The 21341-nt window shown below is 42.0% G+C and carries 18 protein-coding genes; 9 read left to right on the forward strand and 9 right to left on the reverse strand.

From position 1 onward, the window contains the following. Window positions 1-191 precede the first annotated feature (191 nt). On the forward strand, window positions 192-617 hold the full coding sequence (locus ACFVSH_RS11575; protein WP_387705992.1) for a DUF4395 domain-containing protein: 426 nt from the start codon (window positions 192-194) through the stop codon (window positions 615-617). A gap of 43 nt (window positions 618-660) precedes the next feature. On the opposite strand, the gene ACFVSH_RS11580 is transcribed toward ACFVSH_RS11575, so the two are convergent. The 4 genes from ACFVSH_RS11580 to ACFVSH_RS11595 all read right to left on the reverse strand — a co-directional run bounded on the left by ACFVSH_RS11580 (window position 661) and on the right by ACFVSH_RS11595 (window position 5299). Further along, window positions 661-2415: an FTR1 family iron permease gene (locus ACFVSH_RS11580; protein ID WP_387604744.1), complete on the reverse strand. Its 1755-nt coding sequence runs from the start codon at window positions 2413-2415 to the stop codon at window positions 661-663. Window positions 2416-2504: 89 nt separating this feature from the next. Then, on the reverse strand, window positions 2505-3791 hold the full coding sequence (gene efeB / locus ACFVSH_RS11585; protein WP_387604742.1) for an iron uptake transporter deferrochelatase/peroxidase subunit: 1287 nt from the start codon (window positions 3789-3791) through the stop codon (window positions 2505-2507). After that, window positions 3792-4637 carry an iron uptake system protein EfeO gene (efeO, locus tag ACFVSH_RS11590; protein WP_387604740.1) on the reverse strand — a complete coding sequence of 282 codons (846 nt, stop codon included), beginning with the start codon at window positions 4635-4637 and terminating at the stop codon, window positions 3792-3794. Window positions 4638-4819: 182 nt separating this feature from the next. Next, the gene (locus tag ACFVSH_RS11595; RefSeq protein WP_260287645.1) at window positions 4820-5299 is read right to left on the reverse strand and encodes a MarR family transcriptional regulator; all 480 of its coding nucleotides are present in this window, start codon (window positions 5297-5299) and stop codon (window positions 4820-4822) included. A 129-nt stretch (window positions 5300-5428) separates the two neighbouring features. Here ACFVSH_RS11595 and ACFVSH_RS11600 point away from each other — a divergent pair, with 129 nt between their 5' ends. Both ACFVSH_RS11600 and ACFVSH_RS11605 read left to right on the forward strand, forming a co-directional pair. Beyond that, window positions 5429-6943, forward strand: coding sequence for an MDR family MFS transporter (locus tag ACFVSH_RS11600; protein WP_387604738.1), 1515 nt, complete (start codon window positions 5429-5431; stop codon window positions 6941-6943). A 111-nt stretch (window positions 6944-7054) separates the two neighbouring features. Then, entirely contained in the window at window positions 7055-7756 is a 702-nt protein-coding gene (locus tag ACFVSH_RS11605) for an SGNH/GDSL hydrolase family protein (protein WP_387705994.1), read from the forward strand. Window positions 7757-7796: 40 nt separating this feature from the next. Here the strand turns inward: ACFVSH_RS11605 and def are convergent, their stop codons facing one another. Beyond that, window positions 7797-8375: a peptide deformylase gene (gene def, locus ACFVSH_RS11610; RefSeq protein ID WP_048688779.1), complete on the reverse strand. Its 579-nt coding sequence runs from the start codon at window positions 8373-8375 to the stop codon at window positions 7797-7799. Between the two features lie 249 nt (window positions 8376-8624). Between def and ACFVSH_RS11615 the strand changes: the two genes are divergently transcribed. Next, entirely contained in the window at window positions 8625-10358 is a 1734-nt protein-coding gene (locus tag ACFVSH_RS11615) for an AAA family ATPase (RefSeq protein WP_387705996.1), read from the forward strand. A gap of 106 nt (window positions 10359-10464) precedes the next feature. Here the strand turns inward: ACFVSH_RS11615 and ACFVSH_RS11620 are convergent, their stop codons facing one another. Further along, window positions 10465-10644 (reverse strand): hypothetical protein, encoded by a 180-nt coding sequence (locus tag ACFVSH_RS11620; RefSeq protein ID WP_387604732.1) that lies wholly within the window; start codon window positions 10642-10644, stop codon window positions 10465-10467. 610 nt (window positions 10645-11254) lie between these two features. Further along, window positions 11255-13165, reverse strand: coding sequence for an N-acetylglucosamine-specific PTS transporter subunit IIBC (nagE, locus tag ACFVSH_RS11625; protein ID WP_387705998.1), 1911 nt, complete (start codon window positions 13163-13165; stop codon window positions 11255-11257). A gap of 311 nt (window positions 13166-13476) precedes the next feature. On the opposite strand from nagE, the gene nagA reads away from it, so the two are divergent. The 4 genes from nagA (at window position 13477) to ACFVSH_RS11645 (ending at window position 16913) form a co-directional block, all read left to right on the forward strand. Then, complete coding sequence (nagA, locus tag ACFVSH_RS11630; RefSeq protein WP_387706000.1) at window positions 13477-14655, forward strand: N-acetylglucosamine-6-phosphate deacetylase; 1179 nt, start codon at window positions 13477-13479, stop codon at window positions 14653-14655. Beyond that, window positions 14655-15389, forward strand: a complete 735-nt coding sequence (gene nagB, locus ACFVSH_RS11635) for a glucosamine-6-phosphate deaminase (RefSeq protein WP_387706002.1) — start codon at window positions 14655-14657, stop codon at window positions 15387-15389. The genes nagA and nagB overlap by 1 nt, the downstream gene beginning before the upstream one ends. Before the next feature lie 15 nt (window positions 15390-15404). Beyond that, window positions 15405-16127, forward strand: a complete 723-nt coding sequence (locus tag ACFVSH_RS11640) for a GntR family transcriptional regulator (RefSeq protein ID WP_260287638.1) — start codon at window positions 15405-15407, stop codon at window positions 16125-16127. 63 nt (window positions 16128-16190) lie between these two features. Then, window positions 16191-16913 (forward strand): SIS domain-containing protein, encoded by a 723-nt coding sequence (locus tag ACFVSH_RS11645; protein ID WP_260287637.1) that lies wholly within the window; start codon window positions 16191-16193, stop codon window positions 16911-16913. A gap of 109 nt (window positions 16914-17022) precedes the next feature. On the opposite strand, the gene ACFVSH_RS11650 is transcribed toward ACFVSH_RS11645, so the two are convergent. After that, window positions 17023-20139 (reverse strand): MMPL family transporter, encoded by a 3117-nt coding sequence (locus ACFVSH_RS11650; protein ID WP_387706004.1) that lies wholly within the window; start codon window positions 20137-20139, stop codon window positions 17023-17025. Then, the gene (locus ACFVSH_RS11655) at window positions 20140-20604 is read right to left on the reverse strand and encodes a MarR family winged helix-turn-helix transcriptional regulator (RefSeq protein WP_387604722.1); all 465 of its coding nucleotides are present in this window, start codon (window positions 20602-20604) and stop codon (window positions 20140-20142) included. 169 nt (window positions 20605-20773) lie between these two features. Between ACFVSH_RS11655 and ACFVSH_RS11660 the strand changes: the two genes are divergently transcribed. Next, window positions 20774-21316, forward strand: a complete 543-nt coding sequence (locus tag ACFVSH_RS11660; RefSeq protein WP_387604720.1) for a YtxH domain-containing protein — start codon at window positions 20774-20776, stop codon at window positions 21314-21316. Window positions 21317-21341 lie beyond the last annotated feature (25 nt).

Raw genomic sequence — 21341 nt, forward strand, 5'->3', positions numbered from 1 at the left:
ACAAAAAAAATCTACACATAAAAATACTTGCTAGTAATATATTATACTACTTTTATTATGATAATCAATACTAAATTAAAATAATTATAAACAAGGGTAATTTTTGAATTTATTTTATTAGCTATTCACTTCACAAGGGATTATAATAAAGATAAAATATCACAAAACAGATAAGGAAAGTTCTTATTAGTATGACGAATGAAATCCGTTCCATTCCCCGTCCCTTAGTACGAACGAATCAATGGGTCATTTTGTTAAGCGTAGCCACCGCCTTATTAACGGGACAAATGTGGATATTAGTGATTCCTTTAACAGCAGGACTTTTGGGTATGCTCTTTAATTTCAATCCAGTGATGCGTCTGGCCAAGCTCTTTCTGAAAAAGAAACCCTCCGATTATATTCCTGAAGATCATTCACAGCAACGATTCAACCAGGCCATAGCAGTCGTTTGCTTAGGACTTGGATTCACTTCTTTCTTGCTGGGGTGGAATGCTACCGGTTATATATTCACCTTGATGGTCGGAATGGCTTCTCTCATGGCCATTCTTGGATTCTGCATCGGCTGCTTTATCCTTTATCAATGGAAGCATTATTCCTATCGCCGATCTATTCGTTAATACCCCAAATAAAATGGGACTGACATTCGTCAGTCCCATTTTATTATTCGGTTGCACGTGTGGAATTACTCTTTTTGACCCAAATGGTGGCCAATGCAATCAGCAATAATAACACACCTTGCGGTACCAGCGTTTCCATTGTTGGATAAAGACCTATCGTTTCTACAAATGGGAAAGAGCTGATCGTATTTGTCTGTATCACTTGAGAAACCTGAAGTGAGTGGATGGAGACTCCAAGAATCTTGAAAGCCAAGGCATATATGAGTATCGTTGCCACTTTAAAGAATAGGGTCATCGGTAATTTCACACTGTATCGCAGCATGATGAAACCGATCAACACTAAAATGAGGAAGGCAAGGAAAATGCCGCTCAGCAGCTGCTTTAATTCCATATAAGGAGCCATTCCAGCATAAAAGATAATCGTCTCGGCACCTTCACGGAATATGGATAGAAAACTGATTAAAGCGAATGAGATGATGCTCCCCGTCGCAATGGCCTGGTTCATTTGCTTGCCGATATACTGGTTCCATGCATGGACATTCGATTTACTATGAAGCCAAAGACCAATTGTCAACATCATCAATACTGCCATAATACCAGTGATTCCCTCAATATATTCCCGGCTTGAAGCAGCCGTGATCTGAGAGAAAACGATATTGATTATGACCGCCAAAATGGAACTGGCAACTAAACCCGCACCAACCCCTGTCCAAATCCATTTTTGTTTGTCCGCTTGCCCGATTTTCTTTAGGAAAGACAGTAATGTAGCTACAATCAAGAGTGCTTCCAACCCTTCCCGTAAAAGGATCAGAGCTGCATCCCAGGTTGTATAACCCGTATCCTCAATTAAAGGGAGTAACCTTGTGTTTAAATCAGATACGATTCCCTTTGCTTCATCCGCCTTTACCTTTTTCGATTGCAATAGGCTGATTGCGGTCGGGACTTTCGTTTCCATATCGCTGTAAAGCTTGCTGTCCCTTGTGGAAACCTCCCCTTCTACATTGGGCCAAATTGTTAAGATTTCATTTAGCTTATCAACGGCAGAATCGATGTCATCCTTTTCGATATCCGTTGCACTTCCTTGTAAAAGTTCTGTTACATCCCCAAGTGAATAGGTGTTTTTCTGGCTTCCCAATTCAACTTTACCAGCAAGGAAATCCTCGATTAGACCCTTCAATTCAGTTAAATTTTTTTGGGCTTTTTCCGAATCAGGCGGGTCTTGGGTAATCGCTATCCGCACAAAGGCCATTTTCGTTTCAAGCTCACCATATGTAGCAACACTTTTCTCCCTGACAATGACCTCTGCATCGGTCCATTGATTCAGGAGATTGTTATATTGAACTTTGGCTTGATCAAAGTCACCTTCAGTTATCAAAGCCTCCAACTTATCTATTAATGGAAGTATCGCTTTTAACCGTTCTTTATAGTCCGTGTTGTCAACAGGGTTTTCGTTTGTATCATAAATAACAAGAGTACTTGATAATGCCGATAATCGCTTTTTGATTTCATCTGTGGAGGCTTGGTCGCTCACAGCACTTTTTACAGCGGATAGCTTCTCGTCGACTTTCCTCGCACTCTCGCTGTCCGTTTTTATCGTTTTCCAATCTTGCTCGAATAGATCGATATTCTTCGATACTCCCTCAAGGTCGCCGGATTTTACCTTCATTAAACTATCGCCAATATAAACAAAAAGCTGATCATGGTTTTCACCCGCCGAAACCATCTTTATATCAGTCGAAAGAAATAAAAGGCTGACGACTAAAACCAATATCCCACTCTTCCATCTAGAAACCTTCATAGTGGTCACTCCTTATTCATGAACTAAAATCGCCAACTGGATAATATCCATGCTGGCGATTTTCACGTCCTCATTTTTTGAAATTATATTTACCCAAAAAGGGAATCCCCGATATAGCCACCCTTTTTCACACCTGGTAAACAAGCGAACATGGCACTGCCCCTGTGAACGATATATTCGTTGAGCTTATCACTTTTGGCCAGTCGTTCTTGTATGGGTATGAATTGTTTACTTGGGTTTCGCTGAAAACAAATGAATAACAAGCCGGCATTGAAGCTCCCCGTTTTAGGATCCATTCCATCTGCATATGAATAGGGACGCCGCAATATCTTTGCTTTTCCGTCCCCCCTGGAAAGACTCATATGCGAATTTTCTGGAATGACCCGATTTCCATTTGGGTCTTTAGCTTCGAGATCCACGGTATCGAACTCGTTCTTCATTCCTAGTGGGGCTCCGCTGTCGCGATGACGGCCAAACGTATTTTCTTGTTCTTTCAATATAGTCCGGTCCCAAACTTCAATGTACATCTGGATTCGGCGCACCACCATATAACTGCCTCCAACAAGCCAGTCAGGACCGTCCTCACCCTTCACCCAAACATGCTCATTCATTTCATTATTATCATTTGTATCCGGATTGACAGTCCCATCCTTAAATCCGAATAAGTTCCGCGGTGTCGTTTTTTGTGAATCGGCTTGCTTTGTCCGTTGAAATCCTGTTTGTGCCCAATGAATGATCGCTTTCCCTCTGCCGATCCTCACTAAGTTCCGGACGGCATGGAAAGCCACTTGAAGATCATCTGCACATGCTTGAATACAAATATCCCCACCGCTCCATTCTTCTTCTAAAGCATCTAAAGGGAATTGGGGCAGGTCCTTTAATTCAGCAGGTCTTTTTGATTTCAAACCAAATCGATCTTTGCCATCCTTCGAAAACAGGGTCGGACCCACGCCAAAAGTGATCGTTAAATTGGAAGGTGATAATTCTTTCGCTTCCCCCGTATCCTTTGGGGGCATATTCGTATTAAGTGATGTATCACCAATCAAATTCCCCGCTGTCATCTGAGCCGCAGCCTCTGTCCAATCCTTAAATAACTGAATTAAGTCTGACCTTTTATCCGTGGTTACTTCCAATGATGCGAAGTAAAGGTTATCTTGCGCTTCAGTGGTGATACCAGCTTGGTGCGCTCCATAAAAAGGAACAATATCCTTAGTTTGTCCCTTCGCCTTTTGTTCAGAAAGTGTCAGCAGCCCGCCAAACCCGGATGCCCCTATCACGACTCCGATTCCACCGACTCCTGCCGTTTTCAACATATTTCGACGACTCACCTTTTTTGTAAAAAGCCCGGTTTCATCTTTCGGTGTATGTTCTTTCAATTAAGATTCCTCCGTTACAATCCCTATTTGCGAAAGTGGTTCAGCTAATGCATCAATTGCTTGACTTAGCTCTTTGACTTCAGATTCCTTTAAATCCGTATATGAGATGTAGCCATTCCCTTCCTTATGCTTTTCAAGCAAGCCGTATACATCGTCAAAACGTTTTTGGATTTCCGCAGCAAGCTGCGCATCCTTTTCTTTTAAAGCTGGAGTAAGCAGTTCATAGATCTTCTCTGCACCTTCAACATTTGCCACGAAATCATATAAATCGGTATGGGAGTATCGGTCCTCTTCTCCTGTCACTTTACTCGTGGAAACTTCATTCAATAAATCCACCGCACCCGTGATCAACAAATCGGGTGTTACCTCAACCGTTTCAACTTTAGCACGAAGCAAATTAACATCACTCATTAATTGCTCTGCATACTTTTCGTATCCCTTTGTTGTATTTTCTTCCCATAATCCCATTTCAATCTTATGGTAACCGCTCCATTCTTCATCTTTGACATCCCCTTTACGCGCATCGATTTTGGGATCAAGATCGCCAAAAACTTCTGCGATGGGTTCCGCTCTCTCATAATGCATCCGTGCTGGTGCGTATAATTCCTTCGCCTTTTCAATATCACCGGCAGATACGGCTGTAGTGAATTCTTCCGTTGCGTTTACGAACTCTTCTATTTCACCAATGGCATATTCCCGGTACTCGCTAGATACACCATCAAGCTGACTCGCACTCACTTCTTTGGCCTTATCATCTGCCGGTTTAGTTCCTTCCTTTTCCTGCGCACAGCCAAATAATAGACTGGTTGATAGTAAGACTGCTAATGACGCTTTTGCTTTCTTCATATTGTATTCTCCCTTTGAAATGGTTTGTAGATTCATATTAGCAGATAATGAAATTCATTATCAATATATATTTTAATGGAAACATGACATTGTGCATTCTCTTCCAAAAACTCTATTCCTTTTCCTTTCGGATGATAAGCCACCAGATGGCTAAAAATAAAAAAAGGCAGCCTATAAATCAGCTACCTTTCACGCTCACTCATTAACTTGTCATTTTCTTTGTCCATGATTTTCGTGATATCCACAACGAATTCATTGATCAATATTAGCTCTTGCTCATTATAAGCGGAGCATAACTCCTTGGTGGCCACAGAGAGCGATTGATAGTGCAATTTAATCTGTTCCTGTCTTTCCGGTATGGGCACAATCATCACCCTTCTTCCATCCAATTGATCTCGTTCTCTTTTAACATAACCGGAGTTCTCAAGGCGATTGATCAGTGCCGTAACCGATCCCGTACTCAATCCTGTAATTTTGGATAATTCACCAGCGGTAATCGGTCCTGTTTCATTCAATATTTCAGCACTCTTTAAGTCCGTATGGGATACCCCTATTTTCTGGGCCATGTTTTGTTGAAATAAAACGGACCTCATACCATACCGTTGCAATCTTTGTGTTAAACTCTCTAACAGAGCTGCATTCACCCCATTATCGCTTGACATAAAATGCCACCCCTTTTACACTTAAATTTATCTTGATTTTCAAGATAAATGTTTTGTTTCATCTTAACGTTTACCCTTCAACCATGTAAAGGAAATTCATTAGCTGGTTGATATGAAGGAGGAAAATAAATGAACGTTCAAAAAAAACAAAAATTCATTGTTGCCGGTTTACTTTTGGGTATCTTGATGTCAGCAATGGATAATACGATTGTTGCGACTGCAATGGGAACGATCGTTTCTGATTTAGGCGGGTTCGATAAGTTTGTATGGGTGACATCTGCCTATATGGTCGCCACGATGGCAAGTATGCCGATTTTCGGTAAGCTTTCCGACATGTATGGAAGAAAGCGGTTTTTTATTTTCGGACTTATAGTCTTTTTGGTCGGTTCCGCATTATGCGGCATGGCCCAGAGCATTGTGCAGTTAAGTATCTTCCGTGCAATCCAGGGGATAGGCGGAGGCGCTTTGATGCCTATAGCCTTTACGATCATTTTTGATATTTTCCCACCTGAAAAACGCGGGAAATTAACTGGCCTTTTCGGCGCTGTATTTGGGGCCTCAAGTGTATTGGGACCGCTTTTAGGTGCCTATATTACTGAATACTCCAGCTGGCACTGGATTTTCTACGTCAATGTTCCGATTGGTATCATTTCTTTATTTTTCATCTGGAATTATTACAAGGAGTCACCCAACACTCAAGAACAAAAAATTGACTGGGGTGGCGCAGCAACTCTCGTCATTGCCGTTATCAGCTTAATGTTCGCTCTCGAACTGGGCGGGGAGTATGGCTGGAGTTCCTCTCCTATCATAGGTCTGTTTGCCAGTTTCGTGGTTTTCTTCGTTTCATTTTTCTTTTTCGAAAAAAGAGCAAAAGATCCAATCATTTCATTATGGCTGTTTAAAAGGCGATTATTTGCCACTTCTCAGATTTTAGCCATTCTTTATGGCGGCACATTCATTATTTTAACCGTCTATATCCCGATTTTCGTCCAGGCAGTCTACGGCGGTTCCGCAACAAATGCAGGATTGATCCTTACTCCCATGATGCTTGGTTCAGTATTCGGCAGTGCAGTTGGCGGGATATTCAATACCAAAACAAGCTTTCGCAACTTAATGACGATTTCCGTCATCTGTTATTTTGCCGGAATGCTTCTATTAGGGACCATCACCCCTGATACCAGCAGGACTTTATTAACTTTGTACATGATTCTGACTGGATTTGGCATGGGCTTTTCCTTCTCCCTTTTGCCTATTGCGTCCATTCACAACCTGGAACCTAGATTCAGGGGGTCGGCCAACTCCACAAACTCATTCCTCCGTTCATTTGGGATGACACTCGGTGTAACGATTTATGGAGCGATTCAGACCAATGTATTCCAAAGTAAAATGACGGATGCGTTTAAAGGAATGCAAGGAGGTCCGGATACAGCCGGATTGATGGATGACCCACGGCAGCTCTTCCAATCGGATGCACGTGCCGAGATTCCGGACTTTATCCTGGATAAAATCGTTCACGCGATGTCCGATTCGATTTCATTGATCTTCACCTTGGCCCTCATTCCGATCGGTCTTGCTGCAATCACTGTGTTCTTCATGGGAAAAACAAGAGTGGAAACAGCCTCAAAAAAGGAATCAATACAATAAACAAAAAGCGCTGCAAGTGCAGCGCTTTTTGTTTATTGGAGGTGAATATTGCCGAAAAATCATTCCACAACTAAAATATAAGTAACACATTCACATACCGAGGTGAGAAGTTTGAAAATCGTATGTTTTGGTGACAGTTTAACAAGAGGCATTTCTTATGTTAAGGGGCGCCTTCGCATCATTAAAGAAAATTATCCGAACTCTTTAGCTAAGCTAACAGAATCTTTGCCATTCGTGGAAGTCTTGAATAAAGGGGTTTTCAATGACAACTCCGACCTGTTGGTTAGCCGAATCGAGAAAGACGTCATGTCAGAAAATCCCGATATCGTATTAATCGAGGTCGGTGGAAACGACTGTAACTTCCATTGGGATGAAGTAGCCAAGAATCCAGAAGGTGACCATGAGCCCATCGTTCCAATCGAACGCTACCTGGATAATATCACACAACTTGTCAAACAGATTCAGGACAAACATGTAAAACCATTCCTTTTAACTCTCCCGCCACTTGACCCTGCCAGGTATTACAGATCCATTGCTGATAAGTTCGGGCATTCGATCGGGCATTTCGTTTCCCATGTAGGTGGTATTGAACATTGGCATGGGATGTATAATCGCCAATTGAAACACCTTGCAGAGGAACTGAAGGTGCCTTTGATTGATGTCCGTTCCTATATTAAATCCTCCGGCGACTTGGAGCGCTTGATTAGCGATGATGGCATCCACCTCACTTCAGAAGGGTACCAGCAAATGAGCATGGCCATATTCAGTGATTTGCAAAAGCATATGAAAGAAGATATTCTTCCACAGCCATAACATAAAAAGGCAAAGCATGGCGCTTTGCCTTTTTTTGGACTTACAGACTTTTCACTTCCACATTTTCCGGAAGCTTGAAAGGGTTTTCGGTGTTGATCCGATCATAAAACATCATCCCGTTTAAATGATCTAACTCATGTTGAAAAACGATAGCAGCAAAGCCCTTCAGCCGCATCTCAATTTCCTCGCCATTACCATCCAACGCTTTAATTTTAACCCGTTCATAACGCGGTACATATCCTTTAATATCACGGTCGACAGAAAGGCAGCCTTCACTTTGCGGTAAATAGATCATTGTGGCCGAATGACTGATGATTTTCGGATTCACAAGGGCATATTCAAACAGCTTCCCCTTTTCGTCGGGAAAATACATGACGAACATGCGTTTATTCAAGCCTATCTGATTTGCAGACAACCCAACTCCTTCACGCAGGTTGAACTTCTTTTGGAGTTTTGGATCCTGACTATTTTTCAGGTATTGCATCATGCATTCCAACGTTTCACGATCTTCATCCGAAATCGGCAGGCTAACTTCATCCGTTACCTGACGCAGAATGGGATCCCCTTCTCTAACGATATCCTTCATCGTAATCATATAGTCTTTTATAAATTTACTCATAGAACTTCACACTCTTCTACCATTTTATTTTTTCATGACTTAGACCCTTTCACTTTAGCATTTCGCTTTTAAAAAGTCTAATATGCTGGTTAGATTAAATATTTCAAAATTCCGGACTCCTTAAACTTCCATAATAAATATTATTTCTTGCATTTCACATTATTTACCTTTATTTTAAGGTACAAAGACCTATAGATTACATGTTTAAAAATTTTATACTGGATATATACTCTTAAAGGAGATGAAAAATTGAACTCGAACTCTAAATTAGTTTCGAAATTGCTGCCGTTCCTTACGGCTCTCATTGTGATAATTGCTGGAGTCAGTTGGTATGTTGTTACTCAGTCAAAGGATATGGTCATTCCCTTTTCTTCGGTAGAAAAGACGATTAAAGCCCAAAATGGAGCCCTTGTCACCATTGAAGAAAAAAGAAATGGCACTCTTCACATCTCCACGCCAGATGGAGAATATGTTTCCAATATTCCTCCCAACAGTCAAATGATCAATAAACTTGTCGAAACTTATAACGTTCAATATTCTTTTTCATCAACTAATAAATCTGCATTATGGATTTTAGGCGGATTAATGGCGGCTCTCGTCACAACCGGTGTCATAATACAGAAAAAATCAAAGAATGGATTGCGGATCGGCAGTAAAAAACAAAGCCTTTCCACCCCAAAACCCCTGCCAGAGATAACTTTGGATGATGTAGGCGGTTTGCAATCCGAAATCAAACAGGAAATCCTACAGACACTCACTACACTGAAGGAACCTGAACGTTCAGCTAAAATTGGAATTAAGCCGCCTCAAGGCATTTTATTATATGGCCCCCCTGGAACGGGGAAAACGCTGCTTGCACAGGCAATTGCAAAAGAGCTTGGTGCAAACTTCTTCTCAACGAGCGGTTCAGCCTTCAACGAAATGTTTGTTGGTGTCGGTGCAGCCCGTGTCCGCAGCCTTTTCCAAAATGCACGTAAGCAATCGCCAGCTGTCATTTTCATCGATGAAGTGGACGCGTTGGCTGGTAAAAGGAAAGCTCATGGCGGGGAAGAAGGCGAAAAAACGTTAACTGAACTGCTTGTGCAATTGGATGGCGGCCACCCAAATGAAGGTATTTTATTCATTGCAGCGACCAACCGGAAAGATATGCTCGATGAGGCATTTCTACGTCCGGGCAGGATTGATTTTTCTTTCCAAGTTCCACTTCCAGATACACAAGGAAGAAAGGAAATCATCGATATCCATACGAAGGGAAAGCGTCTAGCGACAGATGTCCTGGCTTCCCTGGATGAGTTGGCTGAAAGTACATCCGGTTTCTCCGGCGCTGACTTAAGTTCCCTGTTCGATACTGCCTCACGTCATGCACTGAGGAATGAACAGGACATGATTCGTAAACAGGACCTTGATTACGCCATTGACCGTACGATACTTGGAGCGACATCACGTACCTTGAATGATGCGGATACGAAGCGGCGCGTAGCCATTCATGAAAGTGGACATGCCCTTATTGCAGGTTTGACAAAGCCCGGTTCCGTCCGAAAGGCGACCATCATTCCGCGTGGGGAAGCCCTTGGATATGTAGCGCCAATACCAAAAGAACTCCATCTGGCAACAGCCAGTGAATTGCTTGATCAAGTCAAAATGATCTTAGCAGGTGGCGTGGCGGAAAGAATGTATTTAGGAGAACATAGCATCGGTGTAGGCGGAGATGTACAACAGGCGAAGCACCTGCTTGAACAAATGGTCGATACCGGAATGCTTCAGGATGGATTTACCCTCACCTTTAATAAAGGTGAGAAGGAGCAAAAGATGCAGGAATTATTCACGAAAGCGATTTCTGAAACGGAAATGTTGATTGATTCGAATCGCTTACAATATGAAGAGCTCGTTGAAGAGTTATTAAAAAAAGAGACACTTGAGGGATCAGAGGTTCAGCGAATCGTTGATGCTTCAGAAATAACCGGCATATGCTCGAATGCTTAAGACTCTTTTGCCCTGAGTCTTAAGTACCTAATATAATTTTTAGAGCCTGTTTCAAATCGAACAGGCTCTTTTTTTATTTATATGGCTGCTAGACAAAGAAATGACTTCAGGAAATTAACAGATGGACATTCCCATCCAAGTTTGTTGCTGCAATCCAAAGAACAATACTTGCTATTTGCCTTTCTTGGTTTGTACTTCTTCCCTGTAACACTCCGACAACATTGACCAGTGAATCTATGGGACCAAATACCATTCTCAATTTGACCAAATGTGCAATTGATTGCATGACTGTCGCTCACATCCGCTGCAAAGGCATATACCCCCAAGCCTTGAGACTTCAATTCACTTACATATTTATCAAGCTGTTCACATTATAATCAATGGCCGCCACAATAACGCCAAGCTTGGCTAAAGCCTGAACAACGGCATCTCCAATACCTTGAGCACCTCGTTACAAGCGCAACTTTCCGTAATTGCCGTTTTGGTGGGACTGAGTTTAGGAATTGCCGGAGGCGTCACCAAAAGGCGAAATCATAACACCTGCCGTTTTAGAAGAAGTCTTTCGTATTCATGCAAGGGTATGGTAGGTCCTGCCAATGGGGTGCCCGTTTGTTTTGGCTATGACAATTTATCACAGCAAAAAGTATACAAAGAAGCCGTTTCATCCAACACTTCCAATTCCTCAGGCATTGTTTCCATCTGAATTTTATAACATAGTTGTTTGGAGAGGAAGGTGGGAGACTCCTGCGGGAAAAGCGAGTTTCTTGAGCGGAAATCAACATCCAAATTGTTCAAGCCATGAAAAAAACTGCGGGCAAACTCGCTTTTCTTTGAGTTTGTATACAGTCTAAAGTCTAAAGGGATGCCGACAAGTCGGCACCCCTTTTTTCATAAATTTATAGTTTTTTCAACCGGATGATATCCGGTGTATTTTGTTTCTGGATCCCTGACTTTTGCAACTTCACTGCCGTTCCTTCAGGTAAGTTAGTGAATATAATAGGAGTGACCGTTGATGGTGCATTCCGTTTTATGAAATCTAAATCAATTTCCAAAAGAGGAGTTCCTTTTGTTATTCTTTGACCTTCCTGCACAAGAGATGTAAACCCTTCACCATTTAGTTTAACTGTATCCAACCCAACATGGATCAGGATTTCCAAACCATTATCCATTTTCAATCCGAGTGCATGATTTGTCGGGAAAATACTTAGAACTTCCCCATCAATTGGGGATACTAGTTTTCCATTGACAGGCTCGATAGCAAAGCCATCCCCCATCATTTTCATGGCAAACACTTGATCGGGAACTTGTTCGATCGGTAAAACGGTTCCTTCAATTGGAAGAACAAAATCATTTGCACCTAAAGCTTGGTTTTCTTCCATTTTATCCTCTGCCACTTGTGCAGCTGGACTTGTTTTCACTTTGCTTGGATTGACGTCATTTTTGACAAGTTGTTTCATTGCATTTGCAACGAATTCGACATTCGTTCCAACAATAACTTGTACACTCGATTTATTTAATTTCATGACACCGCGCGCACCATGCCTTTTTAAGGCTGCTTCATTCACATTCCCTGAATCGGCCACTTGTAAACGTAAGCGTGTTGCACAGTTATCAATTAGCATTATATTCTCTTTACCGCCAAGATCTTGAATGAAAAGCGATCCCATATCGGTATATTTATCCCCTGTTTTCACAATCGTTTCTTCTTCCATATTTTCCTCATCGTCTTCACGGCCTGGTGTTTTTAAATCCATGATCTTGATGACAAAATAGAAAATCACGAAGTAAACGACCGCGTATACCAATCCAATCGGTATTAACCATAGCGGTTTTTGCGCTATACCAAAGTTCAAGAAATAATCAATGGCGCCTGCGGAGAATCCAAAACCATGATGGATATCCAACATAACAGCGAGTGCCATAGAGACCCCGGTTAAAAGGGCATGTATTACATATAACACTGGGGCGATGAACATGAATAGAAATTCAATCGGTTCTGTGATTCCTGTTAAGAAAGAAGTGAAAGCTAACCCAACAAGCATCCCCGTTACCAATTTACGTTTCTCCTTCTTAGCAGCTGCAATCATCGCTAATGCTGCAGCTGGAAGTCCGAACATCATGATTGGGAAAAAGCCAGTCATGAAGGGCCCAGCTGTCGGGTCCCCTGCGAAGAAACGATTTATATCACCTGTCGCACCATTAAATTCACCAAAAACAAACCAAACCATACTATTCAGGACATGATGCAATCCTACTGGAAGCAATAAGCGATTCAATACGCCGAATACGCCGGCACCCAATGCCCCTGCACCTGTAATCCAGTCTCCAACACTATTGATTACATCCTGAATTGGCGGCCAGACAAAGCCGAATATCCCCGCAAGTATAATCATCGCAAGCGAAGTGATGATTGGGACGAACCTTTTCCCTGAAAAGAATCCAAGCCATTCAGGGAGTCTTATGTCGGAGTATCTATTATATAGGAGAGCTGCAACGATACCTGATATAATACCGCCTAAAACAGCCATATCGATATCTTTATTAATTGCTTGTGTTCCATTCGTTAAAACAAAGTAACCAACAAGACCAGCTAATGCCGCTGCACCGCTACCGTCTTTAGATAAACCTATTGCAATACCTAAAGCGAATAGTAAGGCAAGATTATCAAAAATCGCTTTTCCCGCGGCCGCCATAAATGCAATATCAAGTAAATCTGGCTGACCTAAGCGAAGCAATATAGCTGCGGCCGGCAAAACAGCAATTGGCAGCATAAGAGCTTTACCAATCTTTTGTAAAAAATTCAACATCGAACTCATCTCCCTTGTTCCTAACTTCTTCTATTGATTCTGTTGAATGAGAAGTATAAAGCGTTTTCATTTTATCAATATAATAACTTTTCTTTGGATTATACTAGCACAGAAAATATATAGATGTCTATACCAATTTCCTTGAAAATATACTATATTCTTTGTAAATAAAGCAATAATATCTTTTTTATTCCTTATACTTTCCAACTGGTCTAGACAACTTTTAATAAAAGCGATAAAATGAGGGCAAAATATGTGAGACCATTTCATGACTCATTCATTAAGTTTTACTTTCATAAAGGAGATTATGTATGAAAACATTCATTATTAATGATCTAATAGTTCATAGCGAAAAGGAAACATACAAAAATGGGTATATTAAAGTCGTGGATGGAAAAATTGCCGAGGTTGGTCCAGTCAGCCAATACAAACAGGACGATGATGCCAAAGTAATTACTCTTTCACCGGATTATCAGGTAATTCCCGGTGCCATCGACATTCATATTCACGGTGCATCCAATTGCGATGCAATGGATGCCACATATGAAGCATTATCCACAATGGCAGGGACTCTTCCCAAAGAAGGAACCACAAGCTTTCTGGCCACTACAATGACTCAATCTACCGAAGCCATTGAATCAGCCCTTCTTAATGCTGGTAAATATATCGAAAATCAAACTGAAGAACACGCTGAAATAGTCGGGATCCATTTAGAAGGTCCTTTCATTTCACCGGCCCGTAAAGGAGCGCAGCCTGAGGATTATATCATTGATCCAGATGTCACTCTATTTAAAAAGTGGCAGGAACTGGCCGAAAATCAAATCAAGCTTGTAACGCTTGCTCCTGAACAACCAAATGGATTAGATCTAGCCGCCCATTTAAGGGGAACTGGCGTCGTCGCCTCCATTGGACATTCAGATGCAACATATGACCAAATAGATGAAGCAATCCAGGCGGGTACTACCCATGTTACACATCTTTATAATGGGATGCGGGGACTGCATCACCGCGAACCTGGTGTTTTGGGAGCTGCTTATCTTCGAGACGAGCTATATGTTGAACTTATTGCTGACGGCATTCACTGCAGGCCGGAAATGGTGAAGCTGGCGTATAACCAAATTACCAGTGAACGCATGATTTTGATAACGGACTCGCTTCGTGCCAAATGGCTTGAAAAGGGAACCTATGATTTAGGAGGTCAGCCTGTGTATGTGAACGAAACGAGAGCAACGCTTTCAGACGGTACACTAGCCGGCAGTATATTGAAAATGAACGATGCGATCAAGAACACATTGGAATATACCGATTGTTCCATGACTGACATTATAAAAATGACGGCAGAAAACCCTGCCAAACAGCTTCGGATTTTTGACAGAAAAGGAAGCATCCAGGTCGGAAAAGACGCCGATCTTGTAATATTGAATGACCGCTTGGACGTTGAAATGACGTTCTGCAGAGGAAATTTAGCTTTTAAAAAGGAGAATGTATAATGAATATCATACAAGTGCAGGACTACTTGGAAATGAGCCGGACAGCTGCAGAAACAGTGATCAGAAAAGTCAAAGGAAATCCAAATATTAAGTTGGGCCTTGCTACAGGCGGCACCCCAAAAGGAATGTATGATAATTTGATTGAAGATCATGTGAATAATCATACTTCCTATGAAAATGTAACATCTTTTAATCTTGATGAGTATGTCGGCTTAAAACCAAATGATCCAAACAGTTACCATTATTATATGAATGACTCCTTATTCACTCACATCAATATAAATAAAGAGCGTACTCACCTGCCAAATGGTACGGCTGATGATACTAACGGGGAATGTAAACGGTATGACGAAATGATTGATTCAGTGGGAGGGATCGATCTTCAGATACTTGGTATTGGGCAAAATGGCCATATTGGTTTTAATGAACCTGGAACTTCATTCACATCGGGTACACATGTCGTGACACTTGAAGATTCAACGCGCCAAGCGAATGCACGTTATTTCGATTCCATAGACGAAGTTCCTACACATGCCGTTACGATGGGCATTTCAACGATCATGAAAAGCAAGGAAATCCTGCTGCTGATATCTGGTGAAGAAAAAGCCGAAACCTTGAAGAAATTGATAAACGGTGACATTTCCGAGGACTTCCCTGCATCTATCCTAAAAAAACATAATAGTGTTACAATTATCGCAGACCAAAAAGCTTTATCCGGAGTGATAATACCCTAAAAGGAGCGAAAGTCGATGATTGATAAAAACTCACCTCTTCCGATTTATTTTCAAATCGAAGAACAAATAAAAAGACAAATAGAAAACGGTGAGTTCCAAGCGCACAATGCCCTTCCATCTGAACGTGAATATGCCGAGCAATTCGAAATTAGCCGGATGACCGTCCGGCAAGCCATAAATAATTTGGTGAATGACGGATACTTATACCGTCAAAAAGGGAGGGGAACCTTTGTCGCCGATAAGAAACTGGAGCAGCAGCTCAATGGGTTGACCAGCTTCACCGAGGACATGAAAGCCAGGGGATTAAATCCAAGCAGTAAGCTGCTGAGCTTTGAAATCATTCCGGCTGATAAAAAGATTGCCAGTGAATTGCACATTTCCCTTTATGCTCCCGTTTATGAAATAAAACGCATTCGGTTGGCTGATGATGTTCCAATGGCCCTCGAGACCGTATACATGTCTGCCAATTTAATTAAAGGGTTAACGGAAGAGATCATTAACCTCTCTCTTTACCAATATGTTGAGAATTACGTTAAACTTAAAATAGATTATGCTACACAAACGTTGGAATCATCGATTGCTTCTGAATTAGAAGTCACCCATTTAGCGATTCCAAAGCACTCACCCATATTATTCATTCAGAGGAATACGTTCCTAATGGATGGAACTCCCCTCGAATATGTTAAATCGGCATATCGTGCGGACAGATATAAGTTCACTATCACTATAAGCAGATAAAATTGAATATTTTCATCACTAAAGTCTTTTAATTGCCAAAGGTAATCGGAGGGTGTCACAAATATGAATTCATACTTTGAAGAAGTGCAGGCTTTACTCACAATTGTGGGAGAACAGGAAAAGCAGTCAATTAAGGAAGCCGTGGACCATATCTCAAAAGCGGTGATGTCGGATGGAATCATCCATCTATTCGGAAGCGGGCACTCTCATATTTTGACCGAAGAGGTATTCTACCGGGCAGGTGGGTTAGCCGCAATTCGTCCTATTTTCGTTGAAGATTTGATGCTTTTTAAGGGAGCTTCAAGGTCATCCCAACTTGAACGGCAAAATGACCTATCAGAGAAATTCATGCATGATGAGGATATCCGTCCTGGTGATGTCTGTATCGTCATTTCATCATCCGGCGTAAATCCCGTTCCCATAGATGTCGCCACTATCGCAAAAGAAAAAGGGGCCTTCGTCATTGGACTAACATCACCGGAGTATGCAAAAAGTTGTCCTTCGCGGCATAAACAGAAGCATTATCTCCACGATGTCGTTGATTTGGTCATAGACAACCATATTGCCAAAGGTGACACATTACTGAAATCAAATAATATATCTTTTGGTTCTGGATCGACCGTGATCGGGGCCGTTCTCCTCAATATGATATTCACGCAAGTCATCCAAACGATTATTGAAACAGGGGAAACACCTCCCGTATTCCTAAGCAGTAATATCGAAGGGGCAGATGAACACAATCAAAAGATCATCGCGAAATATAAAACAAGAATCGCCCAATTATGAACCGATATAGCCAAAAAGGAATACATAAGCTTTTATGTTCATCATGAAGCAGTCATATAAAAGAAGGCATCCACTTTGATGCCTTCTTTTATTCAATGGGTACTTCCCTTTATTCCTTATTCTTCAAAAAGGGCCACCAATTCGCATTACCAAACGTCGCAACCATAACAGGAATAAACAATGGCAATATGACAAACGCATATAAAGCGAGCCCCACCAAAATTAAAGTGGCTATCTCCAAGAGCGATAAAACTCCTGCTGGCATCATGGCAGCAAAGGTCCCACCCAGAATGACAGCTGCTGAGATGATCACCGTTCCCATTTTTCTCATGGACAGTAACATCGCTTCCTTGACCGGTTTACCTTTCCATTCGTTAAAGCGATCCATCAAGAAAATGCTATAGTCAATGCCAAGTGCAATCAAGATAACGAACGCAAAGAAAGGAACTGCCCAGCCGATGCCGGCATAACCGAGAATATTAACAAAAATCAATTCTGTAATGGCTGCCGCTGTATAATAAGTCAAAACGAGCGACACAATCAAATAGACCGGCATGACCAGGGATCGCAGCATGAAAAAGAGAATGATTGCGATACCCGACAGCATCAAAACGACCGTCCGCGAGAAATCCTCCTCAGACATCATGCCCAAGTCATGATGCGTACTTGTGATTCCCCCTATCGCCACCTGCGCATTTTCAAGCTTTGTATCTTTCGTTACTCTTTCAACGGCTGCCTCGATCGAATCGATTTGCTCAATTGCTTCATTGGAATATGGGTTTGCCTTGAATACCACATCCATTGTCATGATTTTACCATCTTCAGATAAATACGCGTTCAATGCCTCCCCGAATTCTTCGCTTTCCACTACTTCTTTGGGAATGTACATGCCTGTTACCGTTTTATCCGTTTTTGCCAGTCCTGATAAATAACCCTGTGCAGACGATAGTCCATCATGGACTTCATTCAGACCATCCGCACTTTCATTTAAGCCATCTGTCAAATCGGTAAGTTGTCCGCCGAGGCTTGAAAAACCATTTAGAAGCTCTTGCTGCCCATTACTTAAGCTAGTAAGTCCTCCTTTAAATCCTGACAGGTTATTTATGACTTCCCCCTGACCATTGGCCATCGTGCTTAGGCCTTTTTGTAAAGTGTCAACACCTGAAATCAATTGGTTCAGGCCCTCTCCAAGAGAAGTTTGACCCTTTACGATCTCTGCCATATTTTGATTCGCTGTATTCAAACCGCCGGACACTGAACCAAGATTCCTATTGAGTTCCGAAAGGCCTGCTGCCATGGGCTCCAAGCCACCCTGTGCCCCTTGCACCGTTTGCTTGATCGTTTGATAGGACTGATCAGCCTGTAACTCTGGATGTGCGGCTTCCATTTGCTCAAAAGAAGGATTTAAACCGGCAAGGCTTTGTGATACGCCCGTAAGGTTAGTTTGAATCTCTTTGTATCCCCCTGTGAGCTCACTTAACCCATTAGCTGATTGTTTATAGCCTTCGAGGAGCTGTCCGCTTCCGGCAGCGAGCTTTTCCAAGTTTGCCTTGACCTCAATCAGGCCGTTTTTTATATCCCCAGTCCCTGAGGAACCATCGCGAATGCCTGCTTCAATGCTTGTTAACGCCTTCTCCACCTGACCTACGCCGCTCTTTAATTCATTGGTGCCTGATATGAGACCCCCTATTCCATCCGTCGCTTGTTTCAAGCGCGGTCCTGAATCGGAAAGCTCACTGCCTGCCGTCTTTAATCCATCACTGATTTGTTTAATGCCTTCATTTCCTTCCCCGATCCCCTTTTCCAAAGTTTCGGCTTGGTTCGCGACAAATAAGTCCTTAATGGGTTCACCTGTCGGGCGGGTCATGGAACGAACTACATCGACTTCATCCACCTTGACGACTTCCTGGCTGATTTTTTCAGCAAGTGCGATGTAATCCTCCGAATCCATGCGTTCGTCATTTTTTATGACAATCTGTGTTGGCATGGATTGTCCTGGCCCGAATTCATCGGAAATGATATTAAATGCCATGATGGAAGGAACATCACCGCCCGCTTCTTCAAGGGAGTTATATGAAATCTTCCCATCATACATAAACAAAAAGGGAACACAGACGATTGCCACGATCATAAGCGCCAACAATGGGCGGTTCAAGGAGAAGTTACCCAGAATTCCCCATAGTTTACTTTCACTATGCTCAAGCTTCCCTTTTGCCGGCCAAAATAGCTTCTTGCCAAGAACGGCCATGAAAAATGGAACGATCGTATAAAGGGCGATCATTAAAATGAAAACCCCTATGGCAACGGCCGCCGCAGATTGATAGAGCTTAAAAGTAGAAAAACCGATTGCCGCAAAGCCAATCATTACGGTCAGCCCACTGAAGAAGACAGTCTTGCCGGCGGTTCGGTATGTCTCCACGATCGCTTCAGGCAAGGACTCCTGTGACGATAGCTCCTCCTTGAAACGACTAAGAAGCAGGATGCAATAATCAGTCCCGATCCCAAATAAAATACCTACCAGGAATATTTGGGTATAAGACGAAATCGGAAAGTCCCATTTATCCACCAGGAATGAGACGATGGATTGTGAACATAAATAAGTGAAACCGACTGTCACTAACGGAATGATCGGTGTCACCACTGAACGAAAGACTATCAGCAATACAGCCAGAATGAAGACAACCGTGATGCCTTCAGTTTTCTTCAGCCCCTCTTGGGAATTGGCATTAAGGTCTTCATCGATCATCCAGCTGCTTGTGTAATAATGCTCGACATCCACTTGTTCCAACTCTTTATAAAGGGCATCGATCACATCCTTAGCTTCTCGGTCCCCCTTTACCATCGTGATGGAAGTCAAAACTGTTGATTCATTTTCCGAGACCAACTGACCTTTTAGCGAGGGCTCTTTAAAATGGGTCATGACCTCTTTGATACCAAGCTCCGCTTTATTCTTTTCAAGCTTTTGGACCGCTATCTCAATCTCTTTCAATTCCGAGGAAGTCAACTTCTTATCACCATGGAATACGAGAGCCACTTGTGACTCATCCTTATCCTGGATCTCTTTCATTAGCGCATTGGCCATCCCGGAGGAATACTCTGCCGGTACATCCAGCTGTCCCTTATTCCGGACAAGTTCCGCCATATTCGGTGCCGCAAACAATAATCCTGCTGTCATTGCAACCCAAACGATAATGACCAGCCATCTTCCCTTTATGATCCCCCTCATTTATATTTCCCCCCTTTCCTCATTTTTCATTTGAATGAAAATTTGTGAAAGCTTCTCATATGTATCAAGGAATTTAACGATCTCTTCATAATCGAATTTCGTCATGATGCTCTCTACCAATTTATGAATCTTATTTTCCGTTTCCAGTAACAATGCTTCCCCCTCTTTGGAAAGCTTCAGGTGAAAGACCCTTCGGTCACCCAGGTCCTGTTCCCGTTCTATCAATCCTTTGCCTTCCAGCCTGTTGATGTTGGACGTGACGGCACTCTTATTAATATAAAAGGCATCACTGATTTCCGTCGATGTACACAACCGCTGTTGTTGAATGAACCGTAAAGTATAGTATTGTTCGTTCGTCAGCACATCACAAATCTGATCTTTTATTAAAAGCTCACCCATTTTATTGACATAGAAGGAAACCCTCATATATCGATCAATCAATCCAGAAACTTTGTCATTAGACATCGTTGTACCTCCCAAAAAGTAGTTCAGTCATTTAACTATATGTAGATTACTATTGTTTTATTTATTATGTCAATCCCAAGATAGTTTATTATTTCCAGTTTATCTTATGGTAAATAAGGGAAAACCCAAAGTAAGCAAACAATCTACTATTCTAAAGGAGGAACTATAAATGACTCAATCGACTATCGAAAATCAATCAACTAGCGAAACTCAACCGAATAGCAAACTCTTAAAAGGGATTCTGATTGGGGGGCTTGTTGGTGGTGCGTTGACCTTGCTTGACTCCAATACAAGAAATAAAGTAAAGCGTTCAGCCGTCCTTTTAAAAGACAACTCCATGAATATGATTGAACAGGCCAAGGAAAATCCCGGCGAAATGAAGGAACAGATGGTATCAGGAGTCAAAGGGGCAACAGAGACGATTAAAGAGGCAATCAATGACGTTGAAACACTATATGAAACCGTTAATGAAGACGTGGTGGGTAGAGTATCCGAAGTAAAGGATATCTCCACTGATGCCCTTGGTACAGCTAAAGATGCAACAAGTGAATTGAAAGACATCAGCTCAAAAGTGGTCGTTGCCGGTAAACAGCTGAAAGAAACACCATCACAATCATTGAAAGCCGATAATGATAAAGGTGAAAAAGAGAGTGATGAAATCGTTAAAGAATCAGGATTAACCAATCAAAAATCCATTTCATCCAACTTCTAATATATAAAAAAGGGGTCCGGATAAC

Origin of the sequence: Peribacillus sp. NPDC058002 (assembly GCF_042886655.1) — a bacterium.
Lineage (GTDB): Bacteria > Bacillota > Bacilli > Bacillales > DSM-1321 > Peribacillus > Peribacillus aracenensis.

Excerpts from the sequence above, each read along its gene's own strand:
- ACFVSH_RS11575 (WP_387705992.1), top strand. The coding sequence starts at position 192 with ATGACGAATGAAATCCGTTCCATTCCCCGTCCCTTAGTACGAACGAAT.
- ACFVSH_RS11580 (WP_387604744.1), bottom strand. The coding sequence starts at position 2,415 with ATGAAGGTTTCTAGATGGAAGAGTGGGATATTGGTTTTAGTCGTCAGC.
- efeO (WP_387604740.1), bottom strand. The coding sequence starts at position 4,637 with ATGAAGAAAGCAAAAGCGTCATTAGCAGTCTTACTATCAACCAGTCTA.
- ACFVSH_RS11595 (WP_260287645.1), bottom strand. The coding sequence starts at position 5,299 with ATGTCAAGCGATAATGGGGTGAATGCAGCTCTGTTAGAGAGTTTAACA.
- ACFVSH_RS11600 (WP_387604738.1), top strand. The coding sequence starts at position 5,429 with ATGAACGTTCAAAAAAAACAAAAATTCATTGTTGCCGGTTTACTTTTG.
- def (WP_048688779.1), bottom strand. The coding sequence starts at position 8,375 with ATGAGTAAATTTATAAAAGACTATATGATTACGATGAAGGATATCGTT.
- ACFVSH_RS11620 (WP_387604732.1), bottom strand. The coding sequence starts at position 10,644 with ATGCAATCAATTGCACATTTGGTCAAATTGAGAATGGTATTTGGTCCC.
- nagE (WP_387705998.1), bottom strand. The coding sequence starts at position 13,165 with ATGTTGAATTTTTTACAAAAGATTGGTAAAGCTCTTATGCTGCCAATT.
- nagA (WP_387706000.1), top strand. The coding sequence starts at position 13,477 with ATGAAAACATTCATTATTAATGATCTAATAGTTCATAGCGAAAAGGAA.
- nagB (WP_387706002.1), top strand. The coding sequence starts at position 14,655 with ATGAATATCATACAAGTGCAGGACTACTTGGAAATGAGCCGGACAGCT.
- ACFVSH_RS11640 (WP_260287638.1), top strand. The coding sequence starts at position 15,405 with ATGATTGATAAAAACTCACCTCTTCCGATTTATTTTCAAATCGAAGAA.
- ACFVSH_RS11645 (WP_260287637.1), top strand. The coding sequence starts at position 16,191 with ATGAATTCATACTTTGAAGAAGTGCAGGCTTTACTCACAATTGTGGGA.
- ACFVSH_RS11650 (WP_387706004.1), bottom strand. The coding sequence starts at position 20,139 with ATGAGGGGGATCATAAAGGGAAGATGGCTGGTCATTATCGTTTGGGTT.
- ACFVSH_RS11655 (WP_387604722.1), bottom strand. The coding sequence starts at position 20,604 with ATGTCTAATGACAAAGTTTCTGGATTGATTGATCGATATATGAGGGTT.
- ACFVSH_RS11660 (WP_387604720.1), top strand. The coding sequence starts at position 20,774 with ATGACTCAATCGACTATCGAAAATCAATCAACTAGCGAAACTCAACCG.